Annotated in this window: 19 protein-coding genes; 6 read left to right on the top strand and 13 right to left on the bottom strand. The window is 65.0% G+C overall.

Annotated features, from left to right (window positions below; translation table 11 throughout):
* Nucleotides 1-40: 40 nt before the first annotated feature.
* Nucleotides 41-724: a helix-turn-helix transcriptional regulator gene (locus AC56LN_RS01490; protein ID WP_499569580.1), complete on the bottom strand. Its 684-nt coding sequence runs from the start codon at nt 722-724 to the stop codon at nt 41-43.
* Nucleotides 725-798: 74 nt separating this feature from the next.
* Between AC56LN_RS01490 and AC56LN_RS01485 the strand changes: the two genes are divergently transcribed.
* On the top strand, nt 799-1,224 hold the full coding sequence (locus tag AC56LN_RS01485) for a VOC family protein (protein WP_499569579.1): 426 nt from the start codon (nt 799-801) through the stop codon (nt 1,222-1,224).
* An 81-nt stretch (nt 1,225-1,305) separates the two neighbouring features.
* On the opposite strand, the gene AC56LN_RS01480 is transcribed toward AC56LN_RS01485, so the two are convergent.
* The 6 genes from AC56LN_RS01480 to AC56LN_RS01455 all read right to left on the bottom strand — a co-directional run bounded on the left by AC56LN_RS01480 (nt 1,306) and on the right by AC56LN_RS01455 (nt 10,262).
* The gene (locus AC56LN_RS01480; protein WP_499569578.1) at nt 1,306-2,412 is read right to left on the bottom strand and encodes a ribonucleotide-diphosphate reductase subunit beta; all 1,107 of its coding nucleotides are present in this window, start codon (nt 2,410-2,412) and stop codon (nt 1,306-1,308) included.
* Between the two features lie 146 nt (nt 2,413-2,558).
* Nucleotides 2,559-5,504 (bottom strand): ribonucleoside-diphosphate reductase subunit alpha, encoded by a 2,946-nt coding sequence (locus AC56LN_RS01475; RefSeq protein ID WP_499569577.1) that lies wholly within the window; start codon nt 5,502-5,504, stop codon nt 2,559-2,561.
* Between the two features lie 582 nt (nt 5,505-6,086).
* Nucleotides 6,087-7,505, bottom strand: coding sequence for a sigma-54-dependent transcriptional regulator (locus AC56LN_RS01470; protein WP_499569576.1), 1,419 nt, complete (start codon nt 7,503-7,505; stop codon nt 6,087-6,089).
* Between the two features lie 18 nt (nt 7,506-7,523).
* Complete coding sequence (locus AC56LN_RS01465; RefSeq protein ID WP_499569575.1) at nt 7,524-9,197, bottom strand: sensor histidine kinase; 1,674 nt, start codon at nt 9,195-9,197, stop codon at nt 7,524-7,526.
* 13 nt (nt 9,198-9,210) lie between these two features.
* Nucleotides 9,211-9,459, bottom strand: a complete 249-nt coding sequence (locus tag AC56LN_RS01460) for a PP0621 family protein (RefSeq protein WP_258835672.1) — start codon at nt 9,457-9,459, stop codon at nt 9,211-9,213.
* Nucleotides 9,459-10,262 (bottom strand): cytochrome C assembly family protein, encoded by an 804-nt coding sequence (locus tag AC56LN_RS01455; RefSeq protein WP_482896242.1) that lies wholly within the window; start codon nt 10,260-10,262, stop codon nt 9,459-9,461. The genes AC56LN_RS01460 and AC56LN_RS01455 overlap by 1 nt, the downstream gene beginning before the upstream one ends.
* Before the next feature lie 228 nt (nt 10,263-10,490).
* On the opposite strand from AC56LN_RS01455, the gene ffh reads away from it, so the two are divergent.
* Together ffh and AC56LN_RS01445 are read left to right on the top strand one after the other, a co-directional pair.
* A complete protein-coding gene (gene ffh / locus AC56LN_RS01450) occupies nt 10,491-11,858 on the top strand; it encodes a signal recognition particle protein (protein WP_499569574.1) in 1,368 nt (455 codons plus the stop codon).
* A gap of 232 nt (nt 11,859-12,090) precedes the next feature.
* Nucleotides 12,091-12,483 (top strand): SWIB/MDM2 domain-containing protein, encoded by a 393-nt coding sequence (locus AC56LN_RS01445; RefSeq protein ID WP_499570764.1) that lies wholly within the window; start codon nt 12,091-12,093, stop codon nt 12,481-12,483.
* A 121-nt stretch (nt 12,484-12,604) separates the two neighbouring features.
* Here AC56LN_RS01445 and AC56LN_RS01440 read toward each other — a convergent pair whose 3' ends face one another.
* From AC56LN_RS01440 to AC56LN_RS01425, 4 genes are all read right to left on the bottom strand, one after another.
* A complete protein-coding gene (locus AC56LN_RS01440) occupies nt 12,605-13,978 on the bottom strand; it encodes an alkaline phosphatase (RefSeq protein WP_499569573.1) in 1,374 nt (457 codons plus the stop codon).
* Between the two features lie 16 nt (nt 13,979-13,994).
* Complete coding sequence (locus AC56LN_RS01435; RefSeq protein ID WP_499569572.1) at nt 13,995-15,434, bottom strand: alkaline phosphatase; 1,440 nt, start codon at nt 15,432-15,434, stop codon at nt 13,995-13,997.
* A gap of 93 nt (nt 15,435-15,527) precedes the next feature.
* Complete coding sequence (locus AC56LN_RS01430) at nt 15,528-16,151, bottom strand: lytic transglycosylase domain-containing protein (protein WP_499569570.1); 624 nt, start codon at nt 16,149-16,151, stop codon at nt 15,528-15,530.
* On the bottom strand, nt 16,151-17,869 hold the full coding sequence (locus AC56LN_RS01425) for a proline--tRNA ligase (protein ID WP_499569569.1): 1,719 nt from the start codon (nt 17,867-17,869) through the stop codon (nt 16,151-16,153). Before AC56LN_RS01425 ends, AC56LN_RS01430 begins: the two co-directional genes overlap by 1 nt.
* A gap of 226 nt (nt 17,870-18,095) precedes the next feature.
* On the opposite strand from AC56LN_RS01425, the gene AC56LN_RS01420 reads away from it, so the two are divergent.
* The 3 genes from AC56LN_RS01420 to AC56LN_RS01410 all read left to right on the top strand — a co-directional run bounded on the left by AC56LN_RS01420 (nt 18,096) and on the right by AC56LN_RS01410 (nt 20,808).
* Entirely contained in the window at nt 18,096-18,731 is a 636-nt protein-coding gene (locus tag AC56LN_RS01420; RefSeq protein ID WP_499569568.1) for an RNA pyrophosphohydrolase, read from the top strand.
* Nucleotides 18,732-18,803: 72 nt separating this feature from the next.
* Nucleotides 18,804-20,309, top strand: a complete 1,506-nt coding sequence (locus AC56LN_RS01415; protein ID WP_499569567.1) for an aspartyl protease family protein — start codon at nt 18,804-18,806, stop codon at nt 20,307-20,309.
* A 70-nt stretch (nt 20,310-20,379) separates the two neighbouring features.
* Complete coding sequence (locus AC56LN_RS01410; RefSeq protein WP_499569565.1) at nt 20,380-20,808, top strand: DUF1841 family protein; 429 nt, start codon at nt 20,380-20,382, stop codon at nt 20,806-20,808.
* Here the strand turns inward: AC56LN_RS01410 and AC56LN_RS01405 are convergent, their stop codons facing one another.
* Both AC56LN_RS01405 and AC56LN_RS01400 read right to left on the bottom strand, forming a co-directional pair.
* Nucleotides 20,809-22,329 (bottom strand): SulP family inorganic anion transporter, encoded by a 1,521-nt coding sequence (locus AC56LN_RS01405; RefSeq protein WP_499569564.1) that lies wholly within the window; start codon nt 22,327-22,329, stop codon nt 20,809-20,811.
* Nucleotides 22,330-22,403: 74 nt separating this feature from the next.
* Nucleotides 22,404-22,742 (bottom strand): c-type cytochrome, encoded by a 339-nt coding sequence (locus tag AC56LN_RS01400; protein WP_499569563.1) that lies wholly within the window; start codon nt 22,740-22,742, stop codon nt 22,404-22,406.
* Nucleotides 22,743-22,745: the final 3 nt, after the last annotated feature.

Raw genomic sequence — 22,745 nt, 5'->3', positions numbered from 1 at the left:
GTCAGGCTTGAAAGACCGCCATCATAGGGTATGCGCGCCGTCACGTCGCGTCGAGAATCGCCTGGTAGTCGCGCAGCAACGCCGCCCGCCGCGGCCGGAAACTGGCACCCGTTGGCGCGAGCGCCGCGATGCGCTCGGCGCGGAACATGCGAAAGTCGTCGCGCAGGCAGCAGCGCGCCAGCACGACCAGCATCCCGTCGAGATAGACGATGGCCAGCGGCCAGATGGTGCGCTTGCTGGCCGCGCCGTGGCGATCGCGGTAATCGATCGCCAGCGCCTCTTCGCGCCAGCAGCAGGCGCGGATCGTGGCCATGTCGGGCAGGCTGGAAAAGCGCTGGCCAAAGCGGTGAACCTGCGACACCGCATGCAGCAGGTGCTGCTGGCCGAGCGACGGCAGGGTTGCCGCCACCTTGGCCAGGACCGCATCGGCAGCACTGGCCAGCGCCGGGTCGCCCATCTGCCGTACTTCGGCCAGGCCCAGTGTCAGCGCCTCGATCTCGATGCGGCTGAATGTGTGCGGGCGCAGCGTGCCGTCGTCCACCAGCGTGTAGCCAAAGCCGCGCTCGCCGCCGATCTCGGCGCCACCCGCGCGCAGGGTCTCGATATCGCGGTAGACCGAGCGCACCGAGACGCCGGTGTCGTGCGACAGCTGCGCCGCCGTGACGGGGGGCGGCAGGCGCCGAAGTGCATCGAGCAGGCGAAACAGGCGCTGTGGGCGGGACATCGGCAACTGACAGAAAGTGGCAGGAGGGATTGCTATCGTAGCACCTGTCTTCCAACCTTCATCAGGAGTTCTTCATGTCCGTCCAGGCTGTCACCCATCTCAACTTCCAGGGCCAGGCGCGCGCCGCGCTGGCCTTCTATCAACAGGTCTTTGGTGGCCAGCTGATGCAGTTCACGTACCGTGACGCGGGCCGCACCGCGAACGAGGCAGACCTGGACCTGATCATCTGGGGCCAGGTCGAGGCGTCCAACGGCTTTCGCATCATGGCCTTCGATGTGGCGGGTGACATGCCGTGGCAGCAGGGAGAAAACGCGTTCTACGTCTCGCTGCGCGGCGACACGCAGCCAGAGATCAAGGCCTTGTGGGACAAGCTGGCCGACGGTGCGGCGATCCTGCTGGAGCTCGCGCCCTCCGGCTGGTCGCCGATGTACGGCATGCTGAAGGACCGGTTTGGCGTCGTGTGGGTGGTCGATGTGGTGGAACACGCGCGCATCGCCTGACGCGCACCAATAGAAAAGCCCGGCTGAACCAACGCCGGGCTTTTTGTGTGTGGCTGACACAGGGCGATGTACGCCCCTGCATCAATCCCAGCTCAGCGTGCCGCCAGTCTGGTACTCGGTCACGCGCGTCTCGAAGAAGTTACGCTCTTTCTTCAGGTCGATCATTTCGCTCATCCACGGGAACGGATTTTCTTCGTTCGGGAACAGCGGGTCGAGGCCGATCTGCACCGCGCGGCGGTTGGCGATGAAGCGCAGGTAGCCCTTGAACATCGGGGCGTTCAAGCCCAGGACGCCGCGTGGCATCGTGTCTTCGGCGTAGCGGTATTCCAGGTCGACGGCTTCCAGGAACAGGGCCTTGATCTCTTCGCGGAATTCCGGCGTCCACAGCTGCGGGTTTTCCATCTTGATCGTGTTGATCAGGTCAATGCCGAAGTTCACGTGCATCGATTCGTCGCGCAGGATGTACTGGTACTGCTCGGCAGCGCCAGTCATCTTGTTCTGGCGGCCCAGCGCCAGGATCTGCGTGAAGCCCACGTAGAAGAACAGGCCTTCCATCAGGCAGGCGAAGACGATGATCGACTTGAGCAGCTTCTGGTCGTTTTCGGTCGTGCCGGTCTTGAATTCAGGGTCGGTCAGCGTCTCGATGAACGGGATCAGGAACTGGTCCTTGTCATGGATCGATTCGATTTCGTTGTAGGCGTTGAAGATCTCGGCTTCGTCCAGGCCCAGCGATTCGACGATGTACTGGTAAGCGTGCGTGTGGATCGCTTCTTCGAACGCCTGGCGCAGCAGGTACTGGCGGCACTCGGGGGCCGTGATGTGGCGGTAGGTGCCCAGCACGATATTGTTCGCGGCGAGCGAGTCGGCCGTCACGAAGAAGCCCAGGTTGCGCTTGACCAGGCGGCGCTCGTCTTCCGACAGGCCGTTCGGGTTCTTCCACAGCTCGATGTCGCGCTGCATGTTCACTTCCTGCGGCATCCAGTGGTTCGCGCAGCCGGCCAGATACTTGTCCCATGCCCATTTGTACTTGAACGGCACGAGCTGGTTCACGTCGGTCTGGCCGTTGATGATGCGCTTGTCATCGGCATTGACGCGCTTTGCCACTTCGGCGACAGGCGCGAGGGCGAGGTTGGCGTCGGCTTGCGGAGCGCTTGGTGCGCTGGTTGGTTCGTCGTCCCAATTAAGCATGGTGGTTCCTTCTGTGGTGCGCTGGCGCAGCGACTGCGGCCCGGGCACGTTGATGCGTTGGTTATTCGTCTTGACGGCGACTGGCGCCGTTGTGTACTTCGCGGAAGGCGCGCCGGCCTTGCAGGCGGCGCGCATTCTCTACGGGATTACTGACAGGCTTCGCATTCCTCGAAACCGTCGTCACCCGGACGCAGGTAGCAGGCGGCGCCGTCTTCTTCGGTTGCTGCTGCCGTATTGGCTGCCGGTGCCGGCGCTGGTGCAACCGGCGCTTTCTCGCCAGCCGACAGGCCGCCGGACAGGCCGCCCGAGACCGACACGGCGTTCAGCGCGCCGGTGCGGGTGGTCGACTTCTCCAGGTGCGTCGCGGCGATCGTGCGCAGGTAGTACGTGGTCTTCAGACCGCGCAGCCAGGCCAGCTTGTAGGTTTCGTCCAGCTTCTTGCCCGATGCGCCGGCCATGTAGATGTTCAGCGACTGGGCCTGGTCGATCCACTTCTGGCGGCGCGATGCAGCGTCCACCAGCCATTTCGGCTCGACCTCGAACGCGGTTGCATACAAATCGCGCAGGTCTTGTGGTACGCGGTCGATTTTCGACAGCGAACCGTCGAAGTACTTCAGGTCGGCGATCATGACTTCGTCCCACAGATCACGCGCCTTCAGGTCGCGCACCAGGTACGAGTTGATCTCGGTGAATTCACCCGACAGGTTCGACTTCACGTACAGGTTCTGGAACGTCGGCTCGATACAGGCCGAGACGCCGATGATGTTCGAGATCGTCGCGGTCGGGGCGATTGCCACGCAATTGGAGTTGCGCATGCCGAACTGCTTGATGCGCTCGCGCACCGGGGTCCAGTCCATCTTCGACGACGTGTCCTGTTCCAGGTACTGGCTGCCGCGTTCGTCGGCCAGCAGCTGGATCGAGTCTTGCGGCAGGATGCCACGGTCCCACAGCGAGCCGGTGTAGGTCTCGTAGCGGCCGCGCTCTTCGGCCAGTTCGGTCGAGGCCAGGTAGGCGTAGTAGCAGACCGCTTCCATCGACGTGTCGGCGAACTGCACTGCCTTGTCGGAGGCAAACGGGATGCGCATCATGTGCAGGCAATCCTGGTGGCCCATCACGCCCATGCCGACCGGACGGTGACGCAGGTTCGAGTTGCGCGCTTTTTCAACGGCGTAGTAGTTGATGTCGATGACGTTGTCGAGCATGCGCATCGCGGTACGGATCGTCTTTTGCAGCTTGACGTGATCCAGGCCATCGCCCTTCATGTGCTGCGGCAGATTGACCGAGCCCAGGTTGCAGACGGCGATTTCATCGGCGCTGGTGTTCAGCGTGATCTCGGTGCACAGGTTCGACGAGTGCACGACGCCCACGTGCTGCTGTGGCGAGCGGATGTTGCACGGGTCCTTGAACGTGATCCATGGGTGACCGGTTTCGAACAGCATCGACAGCATCTTGCGCCACAGATCGAGCGACTCGATCTTCTTGAAGACGGCCATTTCACCGCGCTCGGCCTTGGCTTCGTACGCCAGGTAGGCTTGTTCGAAGGCCTTGCCGGTCAGGTCGTGCAGGTCGGGCGTCTCGGATGGCGAGAACAGCGTCCAGTGCGACTTTTCCATCACGCGCTTCATGAACAGGTCGGGAATCCAGTTCGCCGTGTTCATGTCGTGGGTACGGCGGCGGTCGTCGCCCGTGTTCTTGCGCAGGTCGAGGAATTCTTCGATGTCGAGGTGCCAGGTTTCCAGGTAGGCGCAGACAGCGCCCTTGCGCTTGCCGCCCTGGTTGACCGCGACGGCCGTGTCGTTGACCACTTTCAGGAACGGGACCACGCCTTGCGAGCGGCCGTTGGTGCCCTTGATGCGCGAACCGAGTGCGCGCACCGGCGTCCAGTCGTTGCCCAGGCCACCGGCGAACTTCGACAGCAGCGCGTTTTCTTTGATGGCGTCGTAGATGTCTTCCAGATCGTCGCCGACCGTGGTCAGGTAGCACGAAGACAGCTGCGAGCGGCGGGTGCCCGAGTTGAACAGCGTCGGGGTCGAGCTCATGAAATCGAACGACGACAGCAGGCTGTAGAACTCGATGGCGCGCGCTTCGCGGTCGTCTTCACGCAGGGCCAGGCCCATTGCCACGCGCATGTAGAACGCCTGCGGCATTTCGATGCGCACGTCGCGCACGTGCAGGAAGTAGCGGTCATACAGGGTTTGCAGGCCGATGTAGCCAAACTGCAGGTCGCGGTCGGCGACGATGGCCTTGGCCAGGCGCTCGAGGTCGTACTTGCCCAGTTCTTCGTCGAGCAGCTCGTTGGCGATGCCCTTGGCGATGTACTGCGGGAAGTAGGTCAGGTATTCGGCGGCGGCGCCGGCTTGCGCCACTTCGCGGCCGAAGACTTCCTTGCGGATCGTGTGCAGCAGGATGCGGGCGGTGACCTGGCTGTAGGCCGGGTCTTTTTCCATCAGCGCGCGCGCAGCCAGGATGGCCGACTTGTGCAGCTCTTCGACCGGCACGCCGTCGTACAGGTTCTTCATGGTCTCGGCCAGGATCGCGTCGGCGTCGACGTGCTTTTCGAGGCCGGCGCAGGCGGCGCCGATCAGGTTGATGACCGTGTTGATGTCCAGCAGGCGACGCTCGCCGCCATCGACGACGTGGATCTGCGGTGCGACGACGGCGCCACCGCCACCAGCGGCTTCTTTCGCGGCGCGGCGCTCTTCCATGCGCTTGGCGCGGTACAGCACGTATTCACGCGCGACATCATGCTCGCCCGAACGCATCAGCGACAGCTCGACCTGGTCCTGCACATCCTCGATGTGGAACGTGCCGCCGTTCGGCTGGCGACGCACCAGTGCGGTGACGACGTTGTTGGTCATCTGCTCGACCAGCTCGCGGATGCGCGCCGACATCGCGGCCTGACCGCCGGCGATCGCCAGGAAGGCCTTGGTCATCGCGACCGAGATCTTGTGCGGCTCGAATGCCACCACCGAGCCGTTACGGCGGATGACGCGGTAGTCGCCACGGGCGACGATGTCGGCCGGGGTGGCGCCGGCAGGCGTCGAACCTGGGGTGGCATTCTGGTTGATCGAACTGTTCTGTGCTTGGTGCATTGAGCCTCCAGGAGAGCGGACGGGCCGCCGTTTGTCGTCATGAAAACCGCCCGGCGCTGTGCGCACCCCCGGTTCCCGAACAAACAACTAGCAAATATGTCGCAAAAAAATTAGCAAAACGAATCCCCGCTGGCCGGCGGCCAACAGGCGGCGCACCAGAAAAGCAGGGCAAGAATATTCAGTACAAGTGCAGTGTGGCGTGTTTGAAAACAGCTTGCTGACTAAGGAAACACCGGGTTGGATCCTGGCGCCCTCGTTCCGAGGACTACCACTACATCTAGTGTCCAGCCTTGATATGAGACTAATTGTAGTACCTCAAACCCGCAGCGGCAAGTGAATAAATCCTCAATATTTGGCGTTTTCAAGCGTGTGAACCCTTGACTTTCAAGGGTCGCCCAAACGACGGGCGGCGCGCGGTTAGCGAGCGCTAACATCAGCGGGAGCTGCCGTAGATGAGCTGCTCAAGCAATCATCAGCACGGTGCGGGCCTGCCCAATCGGTGTGCAGCACGCACCAGAAAGCGTTCGCAGAATGACAAGAGTTGGTCACGGGACATGCACCCTGGATGAACCGACAATCGGGTCAATCCTCGGGCGCGCTGATATCCAGCTTCTGCATCTGGTAACGCAGCTGCCGCACACTGATGCCAAGCAGGCTGGCGGCCTGGGTCCGGTTGAACTGGGTCTGCTGCAGCGCGCGGCCAATGATGTCGCGTTCGACCTGCTCCAGATATTCGGGCAGGTTGGCGGGCAAGTCGGCGGGACCGACACCCGGCGGCGCGACCGGTGCGACCGGCGCGACGGCAACGGGCGGCGCGACTGCCGGCGGCGCCAGCTCGGCCCGCGCCGGCTCGATCGGCCGCGCCGCCTTGAGCGACAAATCGCCCACCTCGATCACCCCATCATTGGCAAACGCCAGCGCGCGCTCCAGCACGTTTTCCAGTTCACGCACATTGCCGGGGAACGAATACGCGCGCAGCGCATCGAGCACCCCGGCCCCGAGCGTGGCCTGCCCTGCCCCGGCCAGGCGCTGCAGGATGCCGTTCACCAGCGGCGCCAGGTCGTCCAGCCGCTCGCGCAGCGGCGGCAACCCCAGCTCGATCACGTTCAGCCGGTAGAACAGGTCTTGCCTGAACTTGCCCGTCTCGACGCAGCGCGCCAGGTCCTGGTGCGTTGCGCTGATGATGCGCACGTCGACCGGTTCCTCGACCGTCGCGCCGATCTTGCGCACGCGCCGCTCCTGGATCGCGCGCAGCAGTTTCACTTGCATCGCCAGCGGCAGGTCGGCCACCTCGTCGAGCATCAGCGTGCCGCCGTTGGCCGCCTGGAAGAAGCCGTCGCGCTCGTCGGATGCGCCCGTGAACGCGCCCTTGCGGTAGCCGAAGAACTCGGCCTCCATCAGCGTTTCGGGAATCGCGCCGCAGTTCACGGCGATGAACGGTTTCGCGGCGCGTGAACTCTGGGCGTGGATCTCGCGCGCGGCCAGTTCCTTGCCGCTGCCGGATTCGCCCGTGATCGAGATCGGCGCCATCGAGCGCGCCAAACGGGCGATCTGGGCCCGCAATGCCGCCATCGCCGGCGAACTGCCGATCATGCGCGAGTCGGGTGCAGCACCGTCACCGAGCGCAGCGCTTTCGGATTGCTTGAGCGCCGCGCGCACCATCACGCGCAGCGCGTCCAGCGCCACCGGCTTGGCGATATAGTCGAACGCACCGGCTTTCAGCGCCACCACGGCGTTTTCAGCGCTGCCGTAAGCGGTGATGACGGCCACCGGCGTGCCCTTGCCGGACACGCCGATTTCGCGCACCAGTTCGAGGCCCAGGCCATCCGGCAGGCGCATGTCGGTCAGCACCAGCGCGTAATCGCGCTCGTCGAACAGCGCGCGCGCCTCGCGCAGCGTGGCAGCGCTGTCGACGTCCAGGCCCATCTTGAGCAGCGTGATTTCGAGCAGCTCGCGCAGGTCAGCCTCGTCGTCGAGCACGAGGACGCGCGGCGCGCTCATGACGGCTCCCCGGCCACGTCAGGCAAGGGCGAAGGTGATGACAAAGCGGCCGCTGGCCTTGCGCGGGCCCAGCGCGGACGGGTCGAACCGGTATTCATAATCGAGTTTCGCATCGTTGTTGAGGCACAGTTCGCGCGCCAGGTAGAGTCCAAGGCCGGTGCCCTTGCTCGAGGTGGTATAGAACGGCTCGAACAGGTGGTCGCGCACTTCGGGCGTGATGCCGGGCCCGTCGTCCTGCACGTGCAGCTCGCGCCGCCCGGCCGCATCGCGCGCCGGGAAGATACGGATGCTGGCCGGCTGGCGGCTGGCGTAGCGCACCGCGTTGTTGAGCAGGTTGAGCAGGACTTCGTGCAGGTGCAGCGGATCGAACCGTACGGCGCTGCCGCCCGGATCGCCGACATAGACTATATCACCGGCCAGGCCGTGGATTTCGCAGAATTCGGCCTTGAGCTGCTCGAGAAACGCGGCCAGCGGCACCGGCTCGCCGTTGGGCTGCGCCTTGCGCGACAGCTGCAGGATGTCTTCAACCATGCGGTTCACGCGCGCCACATTGTCGCCGACGATTTTCAGCAGGCGCACTTCGGCCGGACCGTGCAGGTCTTCGGCCAGCAGCGCTGTCGCGTGGCCAATGGCCGACAGCGGGTTGCGTACCTCGTGCGCGATGCTGGCCGTCAGGCGCCCCATCGACGCCAGCTTGAGTTGCTGCGCCTGGTTTTCGATGGCGCTCACGTCCTGCATGAAGATCACGCTGCGCCCGCCTGCCTCGCCCACGGCATCGCCCACCGCGTCGGCCGGCGCCGCAACGCGCGCAAAGCGCAGCTTGACGTGCACCGGCTGGTCGCGCCGGCCGCGCACGTCGCCGGCGCCGTCGCCCTCGCGGTACGGTTTGACGGTGACGAAGGCCTTGTCGTTCTCGGGTGCGGCCAGCCAGGCATCGAAGGCCCCGGCCAGCGGCTCGAAGGCGGGCGCCGCTTGCAGCAGGAAGCCGGACGTGTCGGCCTGCAGCCCGAGCATGCGGCGCGCCGCCGGGTTCCCGGTAAACACCGTGCCATCGGCGCCCACCACCAGGATGCCGTCGCCCACGTCGGCAATCACGATTTCATTGATCGCCTGCTGGATACGCAGGTCGGCGCCGCGCTGGGCCGCCAGTTCTTCTTGTCCCAGCAGGCGCGCGGCCATGCGGTTGGCCACCAGCACGGCTGCAAAGAACGCCGCGCCAAACAGGCCCGCCTGCATCAGCGGCGGATCGAACCCCTCGACCAGTTGCCACACGCTCAGGCCAAGCAAAAACAGCGTGGCCACCGCTGCGGCAAACAGCGCCAGCAGCAGGGGCGCGAGGATCGCGGCGCCGGCCAGCGGGAACAGATACAGGATGCCCAGGCCGCTGCGCATGCCGCCGGCGGCCAGGTACAGCAGCGAAATGACCAGGAGGTCGATCGCGACCTGCACCCCGAGCTGCACCAGGAAGCGGCGCTGCCGGCGCGCAGCGAACGAGAACACCAGCGCCATGATCGCGTAGGCCAGGCAGATGTGCGCGACCTGCTGCGTGATGCGCAGCGCGCCGTTCTCGAAGTCGAAGCCGAAATACAGCAGCAGCACCAGCGCGATGACGATGCGCGTGAGCGTGAAGGTCTGCAGCGAGCGCCACAGGGCGACGCGCGCTTCGGGCGACAGGATGCGGCGTGGCGTCAAGACCGGGCTGCGCCTACGGCGGCGGCAGGCGCACGTGGCCTGGCGAACAGTAGTCGTGGCCGTCGGCGCGTACCGATTCGGACGCCGGGAAGTACATGCCGCAGTGGGTACATTGGGCCATCGCTTCGATCTGCACCGGCGCCTTGGCCGCGCCAGGGCGCGCCTGCGGCGGTACGGCCGCGCGCTTGCTCATGGCGCGCAGCTTGTTGCGCACGGCGAAGACCACGAGGGCGATGAAGGCAATCCAGAATAATAGTCGCATCAGATGGTTCCTCGGTGCAGGATGACTTCAAGCACGAAACGGCTGCCGACATAGGCCAGCGCCAGCGTGGCAAACCCGGCCAGCGTGAAGCGCAGCGCGGTCTTGCCACGCCAGCCTCGCCAGCGGCGCCCGGCCAGCAGCGCGGCAAACAGCGCCCACGACAGCAGGGCGAACACGCTCTTGTGGTCGAGCATGAGCGGGCGGCCGAACACCTGTTCGGAGAACACGAAGCCCGACAGCACCGTCAGGCTGAGCAGGATGAAGCCGATCCAGATCACGCGGAACAGCAGTTTTTCCATCGTGAGCAGCGCCGGCAGCTGGTCGAGCGCAGCGCCAAAGCGGCCGCCACCGGCGGTACGCGTGTGCAGCCGCGCTTCCTGCAATGCCATCAGCACGGCATGGAAGGCGGCAATGGTCAGCGTGCTGTAGGCCAGCACCGCGACCGCGATATGCCAGCCAAAGGCCGGCGACTTGCCGGCCAGCGGCGTCAGCGTGCCGGGAAACAGCAGCGGCAGCAGCGCGGCCACGGCGGCAAACGGCATCACCAGGCGGCGCATGCCGTCGAGGGCGAAATTGCGGTTCTCGAACCAGTAGGCGGCCACGGACACCCACAGCGCCGACGACAGCATGACGGCAAAACCGACGCGCAGCCGGCCCGGGACCATCACGTCCATGCCAAGCGAAACGCCATGCAGCACCCACGCGCCGGCCGTCACGGCCGAGATGGCCGGGGCACGTCGCGATGGCAGCAGGGCGCATACCGCGTACAGGAAAGCCGCGGCAAGGAAGAGGAAATTCTGCATGACGGGAGTCTACACCATTGCATGATGTCGACGTGGGGTGGGCGGGTTTTCCGGCCAGGCTTCGCACCGCCGCAAAACGCTCCCGTTTGCTGAAAAAATGTGCGCCTGCCGCGCCGCAGGAGAACCAGCGGCGCCTGCACGATGTAAAATGCCGCTTTGGCGGCGCTCGCCCACCGGCATTTCGCTCGGGACCGCGCGTCCGATGTGCCCTTACTGATTAGGTTGAACATGCTAGATAACCTCACCCAACGCCTTGCCAAGGTCGTCAAGACCATGCGTGGCGAGGCTCGCCTGACCGAGGCGAACACTGCAGAGATGCTGCGCGAAGTGCGGATGGCCCTGCTCGAGGCCGACGTGGCGCTGCCGGCAGTGCGTGAATTCATCGCCAAGGTCAAGGAAAAAGCGCTCGGCGAAGAAGTCGTCGGCTCGCTCAGCCCGGGCCAGGCGCTGGTCGGCGTGGTGCAGAAGGAACTGGCGGCCCTGATGGGCGCCGACCTCGGCCCGGAAGCCAGCCAGCTCTCGTTCGCCCAGCAACCGCCGGCGATCATCCTGATGGCGGGTCTGCAGGGTGTCGGTAAAACCACCACCACCGGCAAGCTGGCCAAGTACCTGAAGGAACAGAAAAAGAAGAAGGTCCTGACCGTCTCGGCCGACGTGTATCGCCCGGCCGCAATCGCGCAGCTCGAATCGGTGACCAGGCAGGTCGGCGCCGACTTCTTCCCGTCGACCTCCAACGACAAGCCGGTCGACATCGCGCTGGCCGCGCTCGACTGGGCCAAGAAGCACTACCACGACGTCCTGATCATCGATACTGCGGGTCGCCTCGGTATCGACGAAGCGATGATGCAAGAGATCGCGGCCGTGCACGCCGCCGTCAACCCGATCGAAACGCTGTTCGTCGTCGATGCCATGCTGGGCCAGGATGCGATCAACACCGCCAAGGCGTTCAACGACGCCCTGCCCCTGACCGGCATCGTGCTGACCAAGCTTGATGGCGACTCGCGCGGCGGTGCGGCGCTGTCGGTGCGGCACGTGACGGGCAAGCCGATCAAGTTTGCCGGCGTGTCCGAAAAACTCGACGGCCTCGAAGCCTTCGATCCGGCCCGCATGGCCAACCGCGTGCTGGGCATGGGCGACATCCTGGCGCTGGTCGAAGAAGCGCGCAAGGGCGTCGACGCCGAAGCGGCAGCCGAACTGGCCAACAAGATCAAGGTCGGCGGCCGCTTCGACATGAACGACTTCAAGTCGCAGCTGACGCAAATGAAGAAAATGGGCGGCATGGCCGGCCTGATGGACAAGCTGCCGGCCCAGTTCCAGCAAGCCGCGGCAGGCGCTAACATGGGCCAGGCCGAGAAATCGGTGCAGCGCATGGTCGGCATCATCGATTCGATGACGCCGCTCGAGCGCGCGAAACCCGAACTGATCAAGGCCAACCGCAAGCGCCGCATCGCGGCCGGCGCCGGCGTGCAGGTACAAGAAGTCAATCGCATGCTCAATCAGTATGACCAGATGCAGACGATGATGAAAAAGCTCAAAGGCGGCGGCCTGATGAAGATGATGCGCGGGATGAAGGGCATGATGCCCGGCATGCGTTAATTCGCTGTTTCCGCTCGCCGAACCGCGCAAAGTATCGCTTTGCGCGGTTTTTTTACGCCCCGTGTCGGCGTTTTATCGTTCTCGTGCGTTGTTGTGTGCGATAGCGCCCATTTGGCCGCTTATCAGAGTGAAAAAGTTTGGAAAAAGACTTGCACGAACAGTAAAACGCTACCAATATAGGCGTGCGATAAATTACGCATTTTTCCATGTGTTCGTTTTAGGAGGCTCGAAGATGGCAACAGCCAAAAAAACCACTGCAGCACCAGCAAAAAAAGCAGCTGCCAAGCCTGCTGCAGCGGCCAAGCCCGCAGCAAAAAAGGCAGCAGCACCAGCGAAAGCAGCCGCTAAATCGGCTGACAAGCCAGCCGTTGCACGCAAGCCAAACGCCGCGTTCATGAAAGCCATGACCCCGTCGGCCACGCTCGCTGCAGTCGTTGGCGACAAGCCGCTGCCACGCACCGAAGTGACCAAAAAGGTCTGGGATTACATCAAGTCGAAAGACCTGCAAGATCCGGCAAACCGTCGCATGATCAATGGCGACGACAAGCTCAAAGCAGTCTTCGGCGGCAAAGAGCAAGTCTCGATGTTTGAAATGACCAAACTGATTTCGGATCATCTGAAATAAGTTCAGGTTATATTCAGTCGATGTCGTGCTGATTAAAAAAGCCCCGGATTCAAACCCGGGGCTTTTTGTTATTCAGGTGTAAATAACCTGAATCCGAACTTGTTCCTGACCCGGATTCGTCTTACAAACCGCCAGCCGCCTTCATCAGTTCGAACACGCGGGTATTCTCCATCGTGCCTTTGAATGATGCCGAGCCGGCGCCAGTTGCATACAGTTTCACGTCGCCGCCGCCATGGGTTTCGGACGACTTGTGCACGCCCGTTTCCTGGTGGTAATCGTCGCTCTGCGCGACCATGCCATCGACATCGGCGCGCATCGCCGGCCGGTTCGGGCCATTGCCGAACACCAGCGTGGTGAACGTCTTGCCATCCGCATCCTTCTTGGGCTCGCCCGTCGCATAGTCGCGCACGATATCCAGGATCGGATTGCCGCGCTTCGGGTAGCCATTGATCTGCATCGTGTGGTCATGGTCGGCGGTGAGCACGATCAGCGTGTTCTGCAGGCCCGGATCGATCGCGCGCATGCGCTCGATTGCCAGTTGCAGCGCGTCGTCGAACGCCACCGTTTCTTCCAGCGCGTGCTTCGCGCGGGTGTCGTGCAGCGCATGGTCGATCTTGCCGCCTTCGACCATCAGGAAGAACCCGTTCGGATTGGTCGACAGCAGGTCGATCGCCTTGCCCGTCATCTCGGCCAGCGTCGGCTGCTCGGCGCGGCGCTGGTACGCATAATCGAGGTGGCTGCTGGCGCTGTAGATGCCGACGAACTTGCGCCCCGGCTTCGCCGACATCATGCCGGCGCTGGTGCCGGCCACGTAATAGCCGGCGCCGGCGAATTCGGCCATCAGGTCGCGCCCGTCGGGCCGGCCTTTCGGATTGAGCGCCGCGTCGCGCGGCGTGAAGTGATTGCGTCCGCCGCCCATCAGCACATCGACGCCGTCGCCCAGCGCCGCGTTGTAGCCGGCGCCGCCGGGCACGAGCTGCTGTGCGATCGTGTAGGCCGCATCGCGGCTGCAGGTATGCGCGAAAGTCGACGCCGGTGTGGCGTGCGTCAGTTCGGTCGTGGTGATGGCCCCGGTGGCCCTGCCCTGCGCCTTGGCCAGCTCCAGGATCGTCACGGCAGGCCGGCCGTTGGCCGGACCGCACTGGTCGACGCCTTCTTTCGTCGGGTCGATCGGGCGTGCGCCGGCCTGCGAGATGACGTCGTTGTTCAGCTTCATGCCCGTCATGTACGCCCCCATCGACGGCGCGCTGTCGGTGGTCTGGTAATCGAGCGAATAGGTCTTGATGCGCGCTGTACGGTCCATCAGGCGCTCGAAGTGCAGCAGGCTGTCTTCGCCGCCGCGGTAGATGCGGGCGGCGGTGATGACGGACGGGCCCATGCCGTCGCCAAGGAAGAAGATGATGTTCTTCGCCTTTTGCTGGGCCGAAGCCGTTGCCGGCAGCGCAGCGCCAAAGGCGGCGGCCAGCAGCAGCGGAAGAATGCGTCGTGAAGTCATGGTGGATTTCTCGTGCTTACAGACCGGCTGCGGTCTTGATCAGATTGAAGACGCGCGTGTTGTCGATGGTCCCGCGGAACAGCTCCGCGTTCGCGCCGGCCGCGCCCAGGTAGACGTCGCTGCCGCCATGCGTCTCGGCGCCCGCGCGCGTGCGCACGACCGCTTGCTGGTGGTAGTCGTCGGCCGTCACGATGGCGTCGGTCAGCGCCGTGGAACGCTCGCCCTGGTGGCGATTCTCGCCCGTGCCGAAACCGATGATCGTGTACGGCATGCCCTGGCTGTCGAGCGTCGGCTTGCCGTCGGCTGTGCGCACCAGGCCCAGGACGCCCGGGTTGGCAGGCGTGGTCTTGCCGGTGCGCGCTGCGTAGCCGTTCAGCAGCAGGGTGTGGTCATGGTCGGCGGTGGCGACGATCAGCGTGTTCTTCAGGCCCGGATCGAGCGCTTCCATGCGCTCCAGCGCGGCCTGCAGCGCGGCGTTGTACGTCACCGTCTCCTGCAGCGCGCGTTTGCCCAGCGTCGCATGCAGCGCATGGTCGATCAGGCCGCCCTCGACCATCAGGAAGAAACCGCCACGGTGTGGCGCCAGCAGGTCGATCGCCTTGGTCGTCATGGCTGGCAGCGCCGGTTGACGGGCAGCGTCGCGTGTCGCGTCGAAGTCCATGTGGTTGGCGGCGAACAGGCCGACGACCGGCGCGCCCGGCGCCAGGGCGTCGAACCCGGCGGTGTCGTTCACGACCCGGAAGCCCCTGGCCTTGAACTCTGCCTGCAGATCGCGGTTGTCGGCGCGCTTGCCGCCACGCGCGAACGGCGTGAACTGCTGCGCACCGCCGCCGAACAGGACGTCCAGGCCATTCGCGCCCAGCGCCCGGTTGTAGCCGGCGCCGCCGGGCACCAGGCTGGCGGCGATGTCGGTTTCCAGCTTGCGATGGCAGGCGTGCGCATAGGTCGCGGCCGGGGTGGCATCGGTGACGCTGGTATTGGTGACCACGCCGACGGCCATGCCGCGCTTGCGGGCCAGTTCGAGCAGCGTGACGGCCGCTTCGCCGTTCTCGCAGCGGCTCACCAGGCTGTTGCCGTTGGCGTCCTTGCCGGGCGCGATCGAGCGCGTGCCGGCCGACATCGAGATCACACCGTTGTTCTGCTTCACGCCCGTCATGTAGGCGGCCATCGAGGCGGCGCTGTCGGTGACCTGTGCATCGTTGGAGAAGGTCTTTACGAACGCCGATTCGGGCAGGCGGTCAATCGCCAGCTCGCCCTCTTCGCCGGCAGCAAAGATGCGCGCCGCGGTCAGCGTGTTGACGCCCATGCCGTCGCCCAGGAAGAAGATGATGTTCTTCGCACGATGGTCGACCGGGTTGGCCGTGAGGGTCGCGGTCGAGGGCGGGGCCGGCGGCGTCGCCGCGCAGCCGGTGAGCGCCGCCAGCAGTGCGCCAGCGGTGAAAAGAATGGGTCGCATGCAGTCCTCACTGGAGAAAGCGGGAAGTCTACACTGCGTCGATGACGGTGGGGTGAATTGCTATGTTAGGGTTTTGTACAACCCGGGAACGCATCAGCCCCCCGGTTTGAACTCCCAGTTCTTCCATGCGGCCAGCACCGCATTCGGGTACTTCGGCTTGCCCCGGCTGCCGTTGTAGCGGCCCAATGCCAGGTACAGGTCGCCCCGCTCCATGTCGATATACATGCGCAGGATCGCGCAGCCGTAGCGCAGATTGGTCTGCATGTGGAACAGGCGGCGGCGGTCGCCGTCGCCGATTGCCTTGGTCCAGAACGGCATCACCTGCATGTAGCCGCGTGCGCCGGCAATCGAGATCGCATACTTGCGGTAGGCCGACTCCACCTGGATCAGGCCCAGCACCAGCCCGGGATCGAGACCCGCGCGGGTCGCTTCATACCACGCGGTCTCGAGGAACTCGGTGCGGGTCTGGACGTCGGGCAGGCGCCTGGCCAGGCGCGGCGACATCTGGTCGAACCACGCCTGATAGCGCGCCCGCCCCGCCTCGGTGCGGAAGGTCGGGCGCGGCGGGCGCGCGTCGGCGATGGCGTTGGCCAGCGCCAGGCGCACCGAATCCGACAGCGCTTCTTCTTTCTGGTTGCCGGCATGCGCCGGCGCCGCCAGACCGAAGGCCAGCGCCAGCAGCACGCCTCCGGACCAGGAGGCCAGGCGCAATGCCATCACTTGCCCAGCTTGGCCTTGATGAAGGCGAGCATATCGCCGACAGCCACGCCGCTCGCTTCTGCATCGCGGCGGCCCTGGTATTCGAGGTTGCCTTCTTTCAGGCCACGCTCGCCGATCACGACACGATGCGGCACGCCGATCAGTTCCCAGTCGGCGAACATTGCGCCCGGGCGCAGGCCGCGGTCGTCGACGATGACGTCGATGCCGATGGCCGACAGCGACGCATACAGCTGCTCGGTTGCGTCCTTGACCATCTCGCTGCGGTCCATGCCCATCGGGCACAGCACCACTTCGAACGGCGCCAGCGCATCCGGCCAGACGATGCCCTTGTCATCGAAGTTCTGCTCGATCGCCGCGCCCAGGATACGGGTCACGCCGATGCCGTAGCAACCCATCTGCAGTGGCGCAGGGCGGCCGCCGTCGTCAAGGAAGGTCGCGCCCATCGCCTGCGAATACGCGGTGCCGAGCTGGAACACGTGACCCACTTCGATGCCGCGTTCGATCGCCAGCACGCCCTTGCCGTCCGGTGACGGATCGCCCTCGACGACGTTGCGCAGGTCGGCCACGATTGGCTCTGGCAGATCGCGGCCCCAGTTCACGCCGATGTGGTGGAAGTCTTCTTCGTTCGCGCCGCAGACGAAATCGGCCATGTTGGCGACCGTGCGGTCGGCCACGACGGTGACCGGCAGCTTGGTACCGACCGGACCGAGATAACCCGGCACGGTGCCGAACACCTCGAGGATTTCGGCTTCGGTCGAGAAGCGGTGGCCGGCCAGGCCGTCGACCTTGCCGACCTTGATCTCGTTGAGTTCATGGTCGCCGCGCAGCAGCAGCACCCAGTAGCTCTTCTTGCCGTCGTTCTCGGTAGTCAACGCGATGGTCTTGACGGTCTGCGCCAGGTTCACGCCCAGCAGCGCAGCAACGGTCTCGCACTTGGTCGTGCCCGGGGTCGGGGTCTTGGTCAGCGCCTGCGTGGCGGCGCCGCGCTCGCCGCTGGCCACGGCTTCGGCCGCTTCCATATTGGCCGCGAAATCGGACGTCGGGCAGTAGACCAGTGCGTCTTCGCCGGTGCTGGCGATGACGTGGAATTCATGCGAGCCGGTGCCGCCGATGGCGCCGTTGTCGGCCGCCACCGCGCGGAACTTCAGGCCGAAGCGCGTGAAGATGCGGGTGTAGGCATCGAACATGGTCTGGTACGACGTCTGCATGCCGGCGACGTCGCGGTCGAACGAATACGCATCCTTCATCGTGAATTCGCGGCCGCGCATCAGGCCGAAGCGCGGACGGCGCTCGTCACGGAACTTGGTCTGGATGTGATAGAAGTTCACCGGCAGCTGGCGGTACGACTTGATCTCGCTGCGCACGACGTCGGTGATGACTTCTTCGGACGTCGGCTGGATCGCGAAGTCGCGGCCATGGCGGTCTTTCACGCGCATCAGCTCGTCGCCCATCTTGTCCCAGCGGCCTGTCTCTTGCCACAGTTCGGCCGGCTGCACGAGCGGCATCAGGAGTTCGATACCACCAGCGCGATTCATTTCTTCACGGACGATCGCTTCGACCTTGCGGATGACGCGCAGCCCGACCGGCATATACGTATAGATGCCGGAACCCAGGCGCTTGATCATCCCGGCGCGCATCATCAGCTTGTGGCTGACGATCTCGGCATCGGAAGGCGCTTCTTTCAGAGTTGAAATAAAAAATCGTGAGGCACGCATATCTGTGAATTCTTTTTAAAAAGAGAGGGTTATAATCGACCTAATTTTAAAGGATTAGCCGGCTGATGCGTCCAATCTTTCTACAAACAGGGTCCGGAACCAGCATCATCGACCGCGCAAGCGGTGCGGAAACCCCTTGGGCATGAAAATACGTAAGTAAAAACACAAGGGTACCGAGTGCCCGCAAGAGGGAACGTCCGCCGGCAGAAAGTATCGAGGTGCACTTATGCTCGACCGTGAAGGGTTTCGGCCCAACGTCGGCATCATCCTGCTGAACGCTAACAACGAGGTCTGGTGGGGCAAGCGGGTGCGAGAGCACTCATGGCAATTTCCTCAAGGGGGAATCAAGTACGGCGAAACACCCGAGCAGGCAATGTATCGCGAGCTCGAGGAAGAAATCGGTTTGCGTCAGGAGCACGTCAAGATCGTGGGTCGCACCCGCGACTGGCTGCGCTATGAAGTGCCCGATCATTTCATCAAGCGTGAAATTCGCGGGCATTACCGTGGCCAGAAGCAGATCTGGTTCCTGCTGCGCATGGTCGCGCGCGACAACGAAGTCAATCTGCGCCTGACCGACCATCCCGAGTTCGACGCCTGGCGCTGGCACGATTACTGGGTGCCGCTTGACGTCGTGATCGAGTTCAAGCGCGACGTCTACCAGCGCGCGCTGCAGGAGCTGTCGCGCTTTCTGAGCTGGCCCGCCAAGGGCCAGCACGGCGAGCGGCGCCACAGCGCGCGCTACCTGCGCCAGCCCCATGGCCGCTCGCAACCTGGCGCCAAACCGGGGCAAGAGATGCTCGGGGCGGCCGGGCCGGGCAATCCGGCGGCGCCTGATTCGCTGGTGCTGGCGCCGAACAAGTAGTCATCGCGCAGCCCTCGGGGGACGCCTGCTTTCAGGGCATGCCCCCGGGCGGTGATCCGCTACAATTGCCGGATGCCTTTCTCCCTTCTGCGCACCGCCCTGCCCCTGCTGGCCGCGGCGACACTCTGGTTGCCCGTGCCGGCCGCCGCCCAGGCAACGTCCTGCCAGTTCATGCAAGTGGCCCAGGTGCCGCTGCACTATGCCGGCAACGGGCTGGGCTTGACGATGACCGGCGAGATCAACGGCAAACCCGCCACCATGCTGCCCGATACCGGCGCCGGCGTGACCTACCTGACCCGCACTGGCATCGAGCGCCACGGGCTGGTCACGCGCCCGACGGGCGGGTACGTGCAGGGCGTGGCGGGCAAGTCGCGGCTGTATGAAGCAAGGGTTGCGGAGTTTGCCGCCGGCCCGGTGCGCGCGCGCGACCTGTACCTTGGGGTCGTTGGCGAGACCACGTTCACGCCGCCCTTCGACGCCATCGCCGGCGCCGCCTTCCTGCTGCAAAGCGACCTCGAATTTTCGCTCGCCACCAAGGAACTGCGCTTCTTTCGCCCGCAGAATTGCGGCACGACCTGGCTGGCCTACTGGGACCAGAACGCGAGCGTGATCCCGTTTCGGGGGCACGACGAGCTGACGCCCAATCCGCACTTCTTCGTGCACATCAACGGCCAGCGCCTGATCGCCATGATTGACAGCGGCGCCTCTGTTACCACCATCACCAAGGGGGCGGCGCGACGCGCCGGCATCGATCTCGATGGCCCGCAAGCGCAGCGCATGGGAACAGCGCACGGCATTGGTCGCCAGTCGGTGGCCAGCTGGATCGTCACGGCCGACACCTTCAAGGTGGGCGACGCTACGGTCCACAATCCCGAATTCGACGTGGTGGACGCCCAGTTGAGCGTCGATGTGCTGCTCGGCGCCGATTTCCTGCGCGCGCACCGCGTGCTGTTCGCGATGAGCCAGGGCAAGCTGTACGTATCCTATCTCGGCGGCGCGCCGTTCGATGCGCGGCGCGAGGTCAGGCCATGGATGCGCCAGGAGGCGGACGCGGGCAATGCCGACGCCTGGCTGACGATGGCGCGCATGGCCGATTCCGAACGCAGCACGCGCCGCGATCCGGCCGCCGTGAGCGGCTACCTGGAACGGGCGGCGGCACTGGGCCAGCGCGAAGCCAGTCTGTCGCTGGGCACGCGCGCGCTGTTGCAGGGCAAGCCGGCGCAGGCGGTCACGTACCTGCGCGCTACCCTCGGCCAGGGGCACACCGGGCGCAATGGCGCCCTGTGGCTGTATCTGGCGCAACTGCAGGCGGGCGAGCAGCAGGCCGGCGCCGAGCTGGCAACACGCTTCGAGGGACACGACGCATGGCCGCGGCCCGTCGTCGATTATTTTCTCGGCAAGACCGGTGGCGCCACGGCGCTGGCTGCTGCCGATACGCCGGGGCGCGCCTGCTTTGCTGCAAACCTGATCCGGCTGCACGAGGAAGCGCTGGGCAAAACGGCTACGACGATCCTGCCAAAAAATTGTGCAGCGCTGCGCGACCAGTACGCCAGTCCGGGGGCAGACCTGGCCCTGTGACGCCCTCGCCGCACCAGACCGGCGGCTGCGCTACAATGCCCGCTCTCCCCTTTTTTCGCCCCCTCCTGCCATGTTCACTCCGTCCTCGCACGACGTGCGCCGCTTTTTCTGCGACGCCTATCGCAAGCAACGCAATGGCGAAATCCTGACGCCGATGGATGCCATCGCGGCCGACTGGATCGTGCAGCATCCCGAATACCACGACCAGTTCGAGGACATCGAGGCGGCGATCGCGCGCGACTATTCGGTCGAAGGCGGCAAGCCCAATCCGTTCTTGCACCTGTCGATGCACCTGTCGATCGCCGAGCAGATCTCGATCGACCAGCCGCGCGGCATCCGCGCCGCGCACGACATGCTGGTGGCCAAACGGGGCGAGCACGATGCCCATCACGAAATCATGGAGTGCCTGGGCGAGATGATCTGGGCCTCGCAGCGCAACGGCGTGCCGCCCGACACCGAGGCGTATATCGAGTGCGTGCGGCGCCGCGCGTTTGCCTGATCAGGCGAGCTTGTCGTCCGCGACCCGGTAACGCGGGTCTTCCACCAGATTCACCTCGATCATGTCCTGCGCCTTTTCCAGCAGCTCGCGGCAGTCAGGACTCAGGTGGCGCAGGTGCAGGCGCTTGCCCAACAGGCGGTAACGCTCGGCCAGCGCGTCGATCGCCTGGATCGCCGAATGGTCCACCACGCGCGCGTGCAAAAAGTCGATCACGACGTCCTGCGGATCGTCCTTTGGCGTAAACACGCCCTGGAATGCGCTGACCGACGCGAAGAACAGCGTGCCGTCGAGCGCATACACCTTCCAGCCCTGCGCATCGATCGAGACCGCCGCCTTCACCTGGCGCGCATGCTGCCACGCGAACACCAGCGCTGACACGATCACGCCCGTGAGCACCGCCACCGCCAGGTCGACCAGCAGCGTGATCCCCGCCACCAGCACGACCACGAACAGGTCCGCGCGCGGCACGCGGCCGGCCAGGCGGAACGTGCCCCACTCGAAGGTCTTTTCGCAGACGACGAACATCACACCAATCAGCGCCGCCAGCGGAATCGCTTCGATCCAGCCGGAGCCGAACAGGATGAAGCACAGCAGGATGGCCGCCGCCGCGATGCCCGACAGGCGCCCGGTCGCGCCGCTGTTCACGTTGATCATGCTCTGCCCGATCAGCGCGCAGCCGCCCATGCCGCCAAACACGCCGCTGACGACGTTGGCCGCGCCCAGCGCCAGCGATTCGCGGTTCGGCTGGCCGCGCGTGTCGGTGATTTCGTCGATCAGCGTCAGCGTCAGGAGCGATTCGATCAGGCCCACACCCGCCATCACGAGCGCGTACGGGAACACGATGCTCAGCGTATCCCACGTCATCGGCACGTCGGGCAGCGCGAAGCTAGGCAAGCCGCCGGCGATCGAACCGAGGTCGCCCACGGTGCGCGTCTCGACGCCCAGCAGCGCGCAACCGACGCTGGCCACCAGGATGCCCACCAGCGTGGACGGCACGGCTTTGGTGATGCGTGGGGTCAGGTAGATCACGGCCATCGTGATGGCGATGATGACGCCCATCGTGACCAGCTGCGCGGCGGGCATCCATTCTGGCGTGCCATCCGGGCCCGCCACCTTGAAGTGCCCGAACTGGGCCAGGAAGATCACCAGCGCCAGCCCGTTCACGAAGCCGAGCATCACCGGATGCGGCACCATGCGGATGAATTTACCGAGCCGCGCGGCGGCAAACAGCAGTTGCAGCACGCCCATGAGCACCACAGCTGCCAGCAGGTACTGCGCGCCATGCTGCACCACCAGCGCCACCATCACGACGGCCAGCGAGCCGGCGGCGGCCGAGATCATCCCGGGTCGCCCGCCGAATGCGGATGTGATGAAGGCAACCAGTACGGCGGCGTACAGGCCGGTGAGCGGCGACAGGTGGGCAACCAGGGCGAAGGCAATCGCCTCGGGCACGAGGGCCAGCGCGACCGTCAGGCCGCTGAGCAGGTTGGTTTTGAGGTAGGCAGGCGAAAGGGAAGACACGAAAAGCTCCGGCGGGTGACGCGGCAAGGGGCCCGCATGTTACCAGCAAGCGCCTTGCGCGTCTGGCGCCGGGCTTATTTTTTGGTCACCAGCTGGCCCGGCAAACTGCCCAGATACGCGCCAAGATCGGCCATGTCGCGGTTCGACAGCGGCTGCACCAGCGCCGCCATGATCGGGTTCACGCGCCCGTTCGGGCCGGCGCCGCGCTTGTACGCGCGCAGCGCCGTCGTCAGGTAGTCGGCGTGCTGGCCAGCCAGTTTGGGGTAGCTCGGGTCGATCGGCTTGTTGAAGTCGGCGCCGTGGCATGACGCGCAGTTGTGCGTCTTGGCCAGCGCCGCCCCGCGCGCGATGTCGGCGGCCGATGCGCTTGCGCCCAGCGCGCCCAGGGCCAGGGAAAGGACAATCCGCTGCATGAA

Source organism: Telluria sp. ZT3P26 (genome assembly GCF_059686035.1).
Note: the sequence above shows the minus strand (reverse complement) of the source record. Positions and strands in the feature narration are given on the sequence as shown.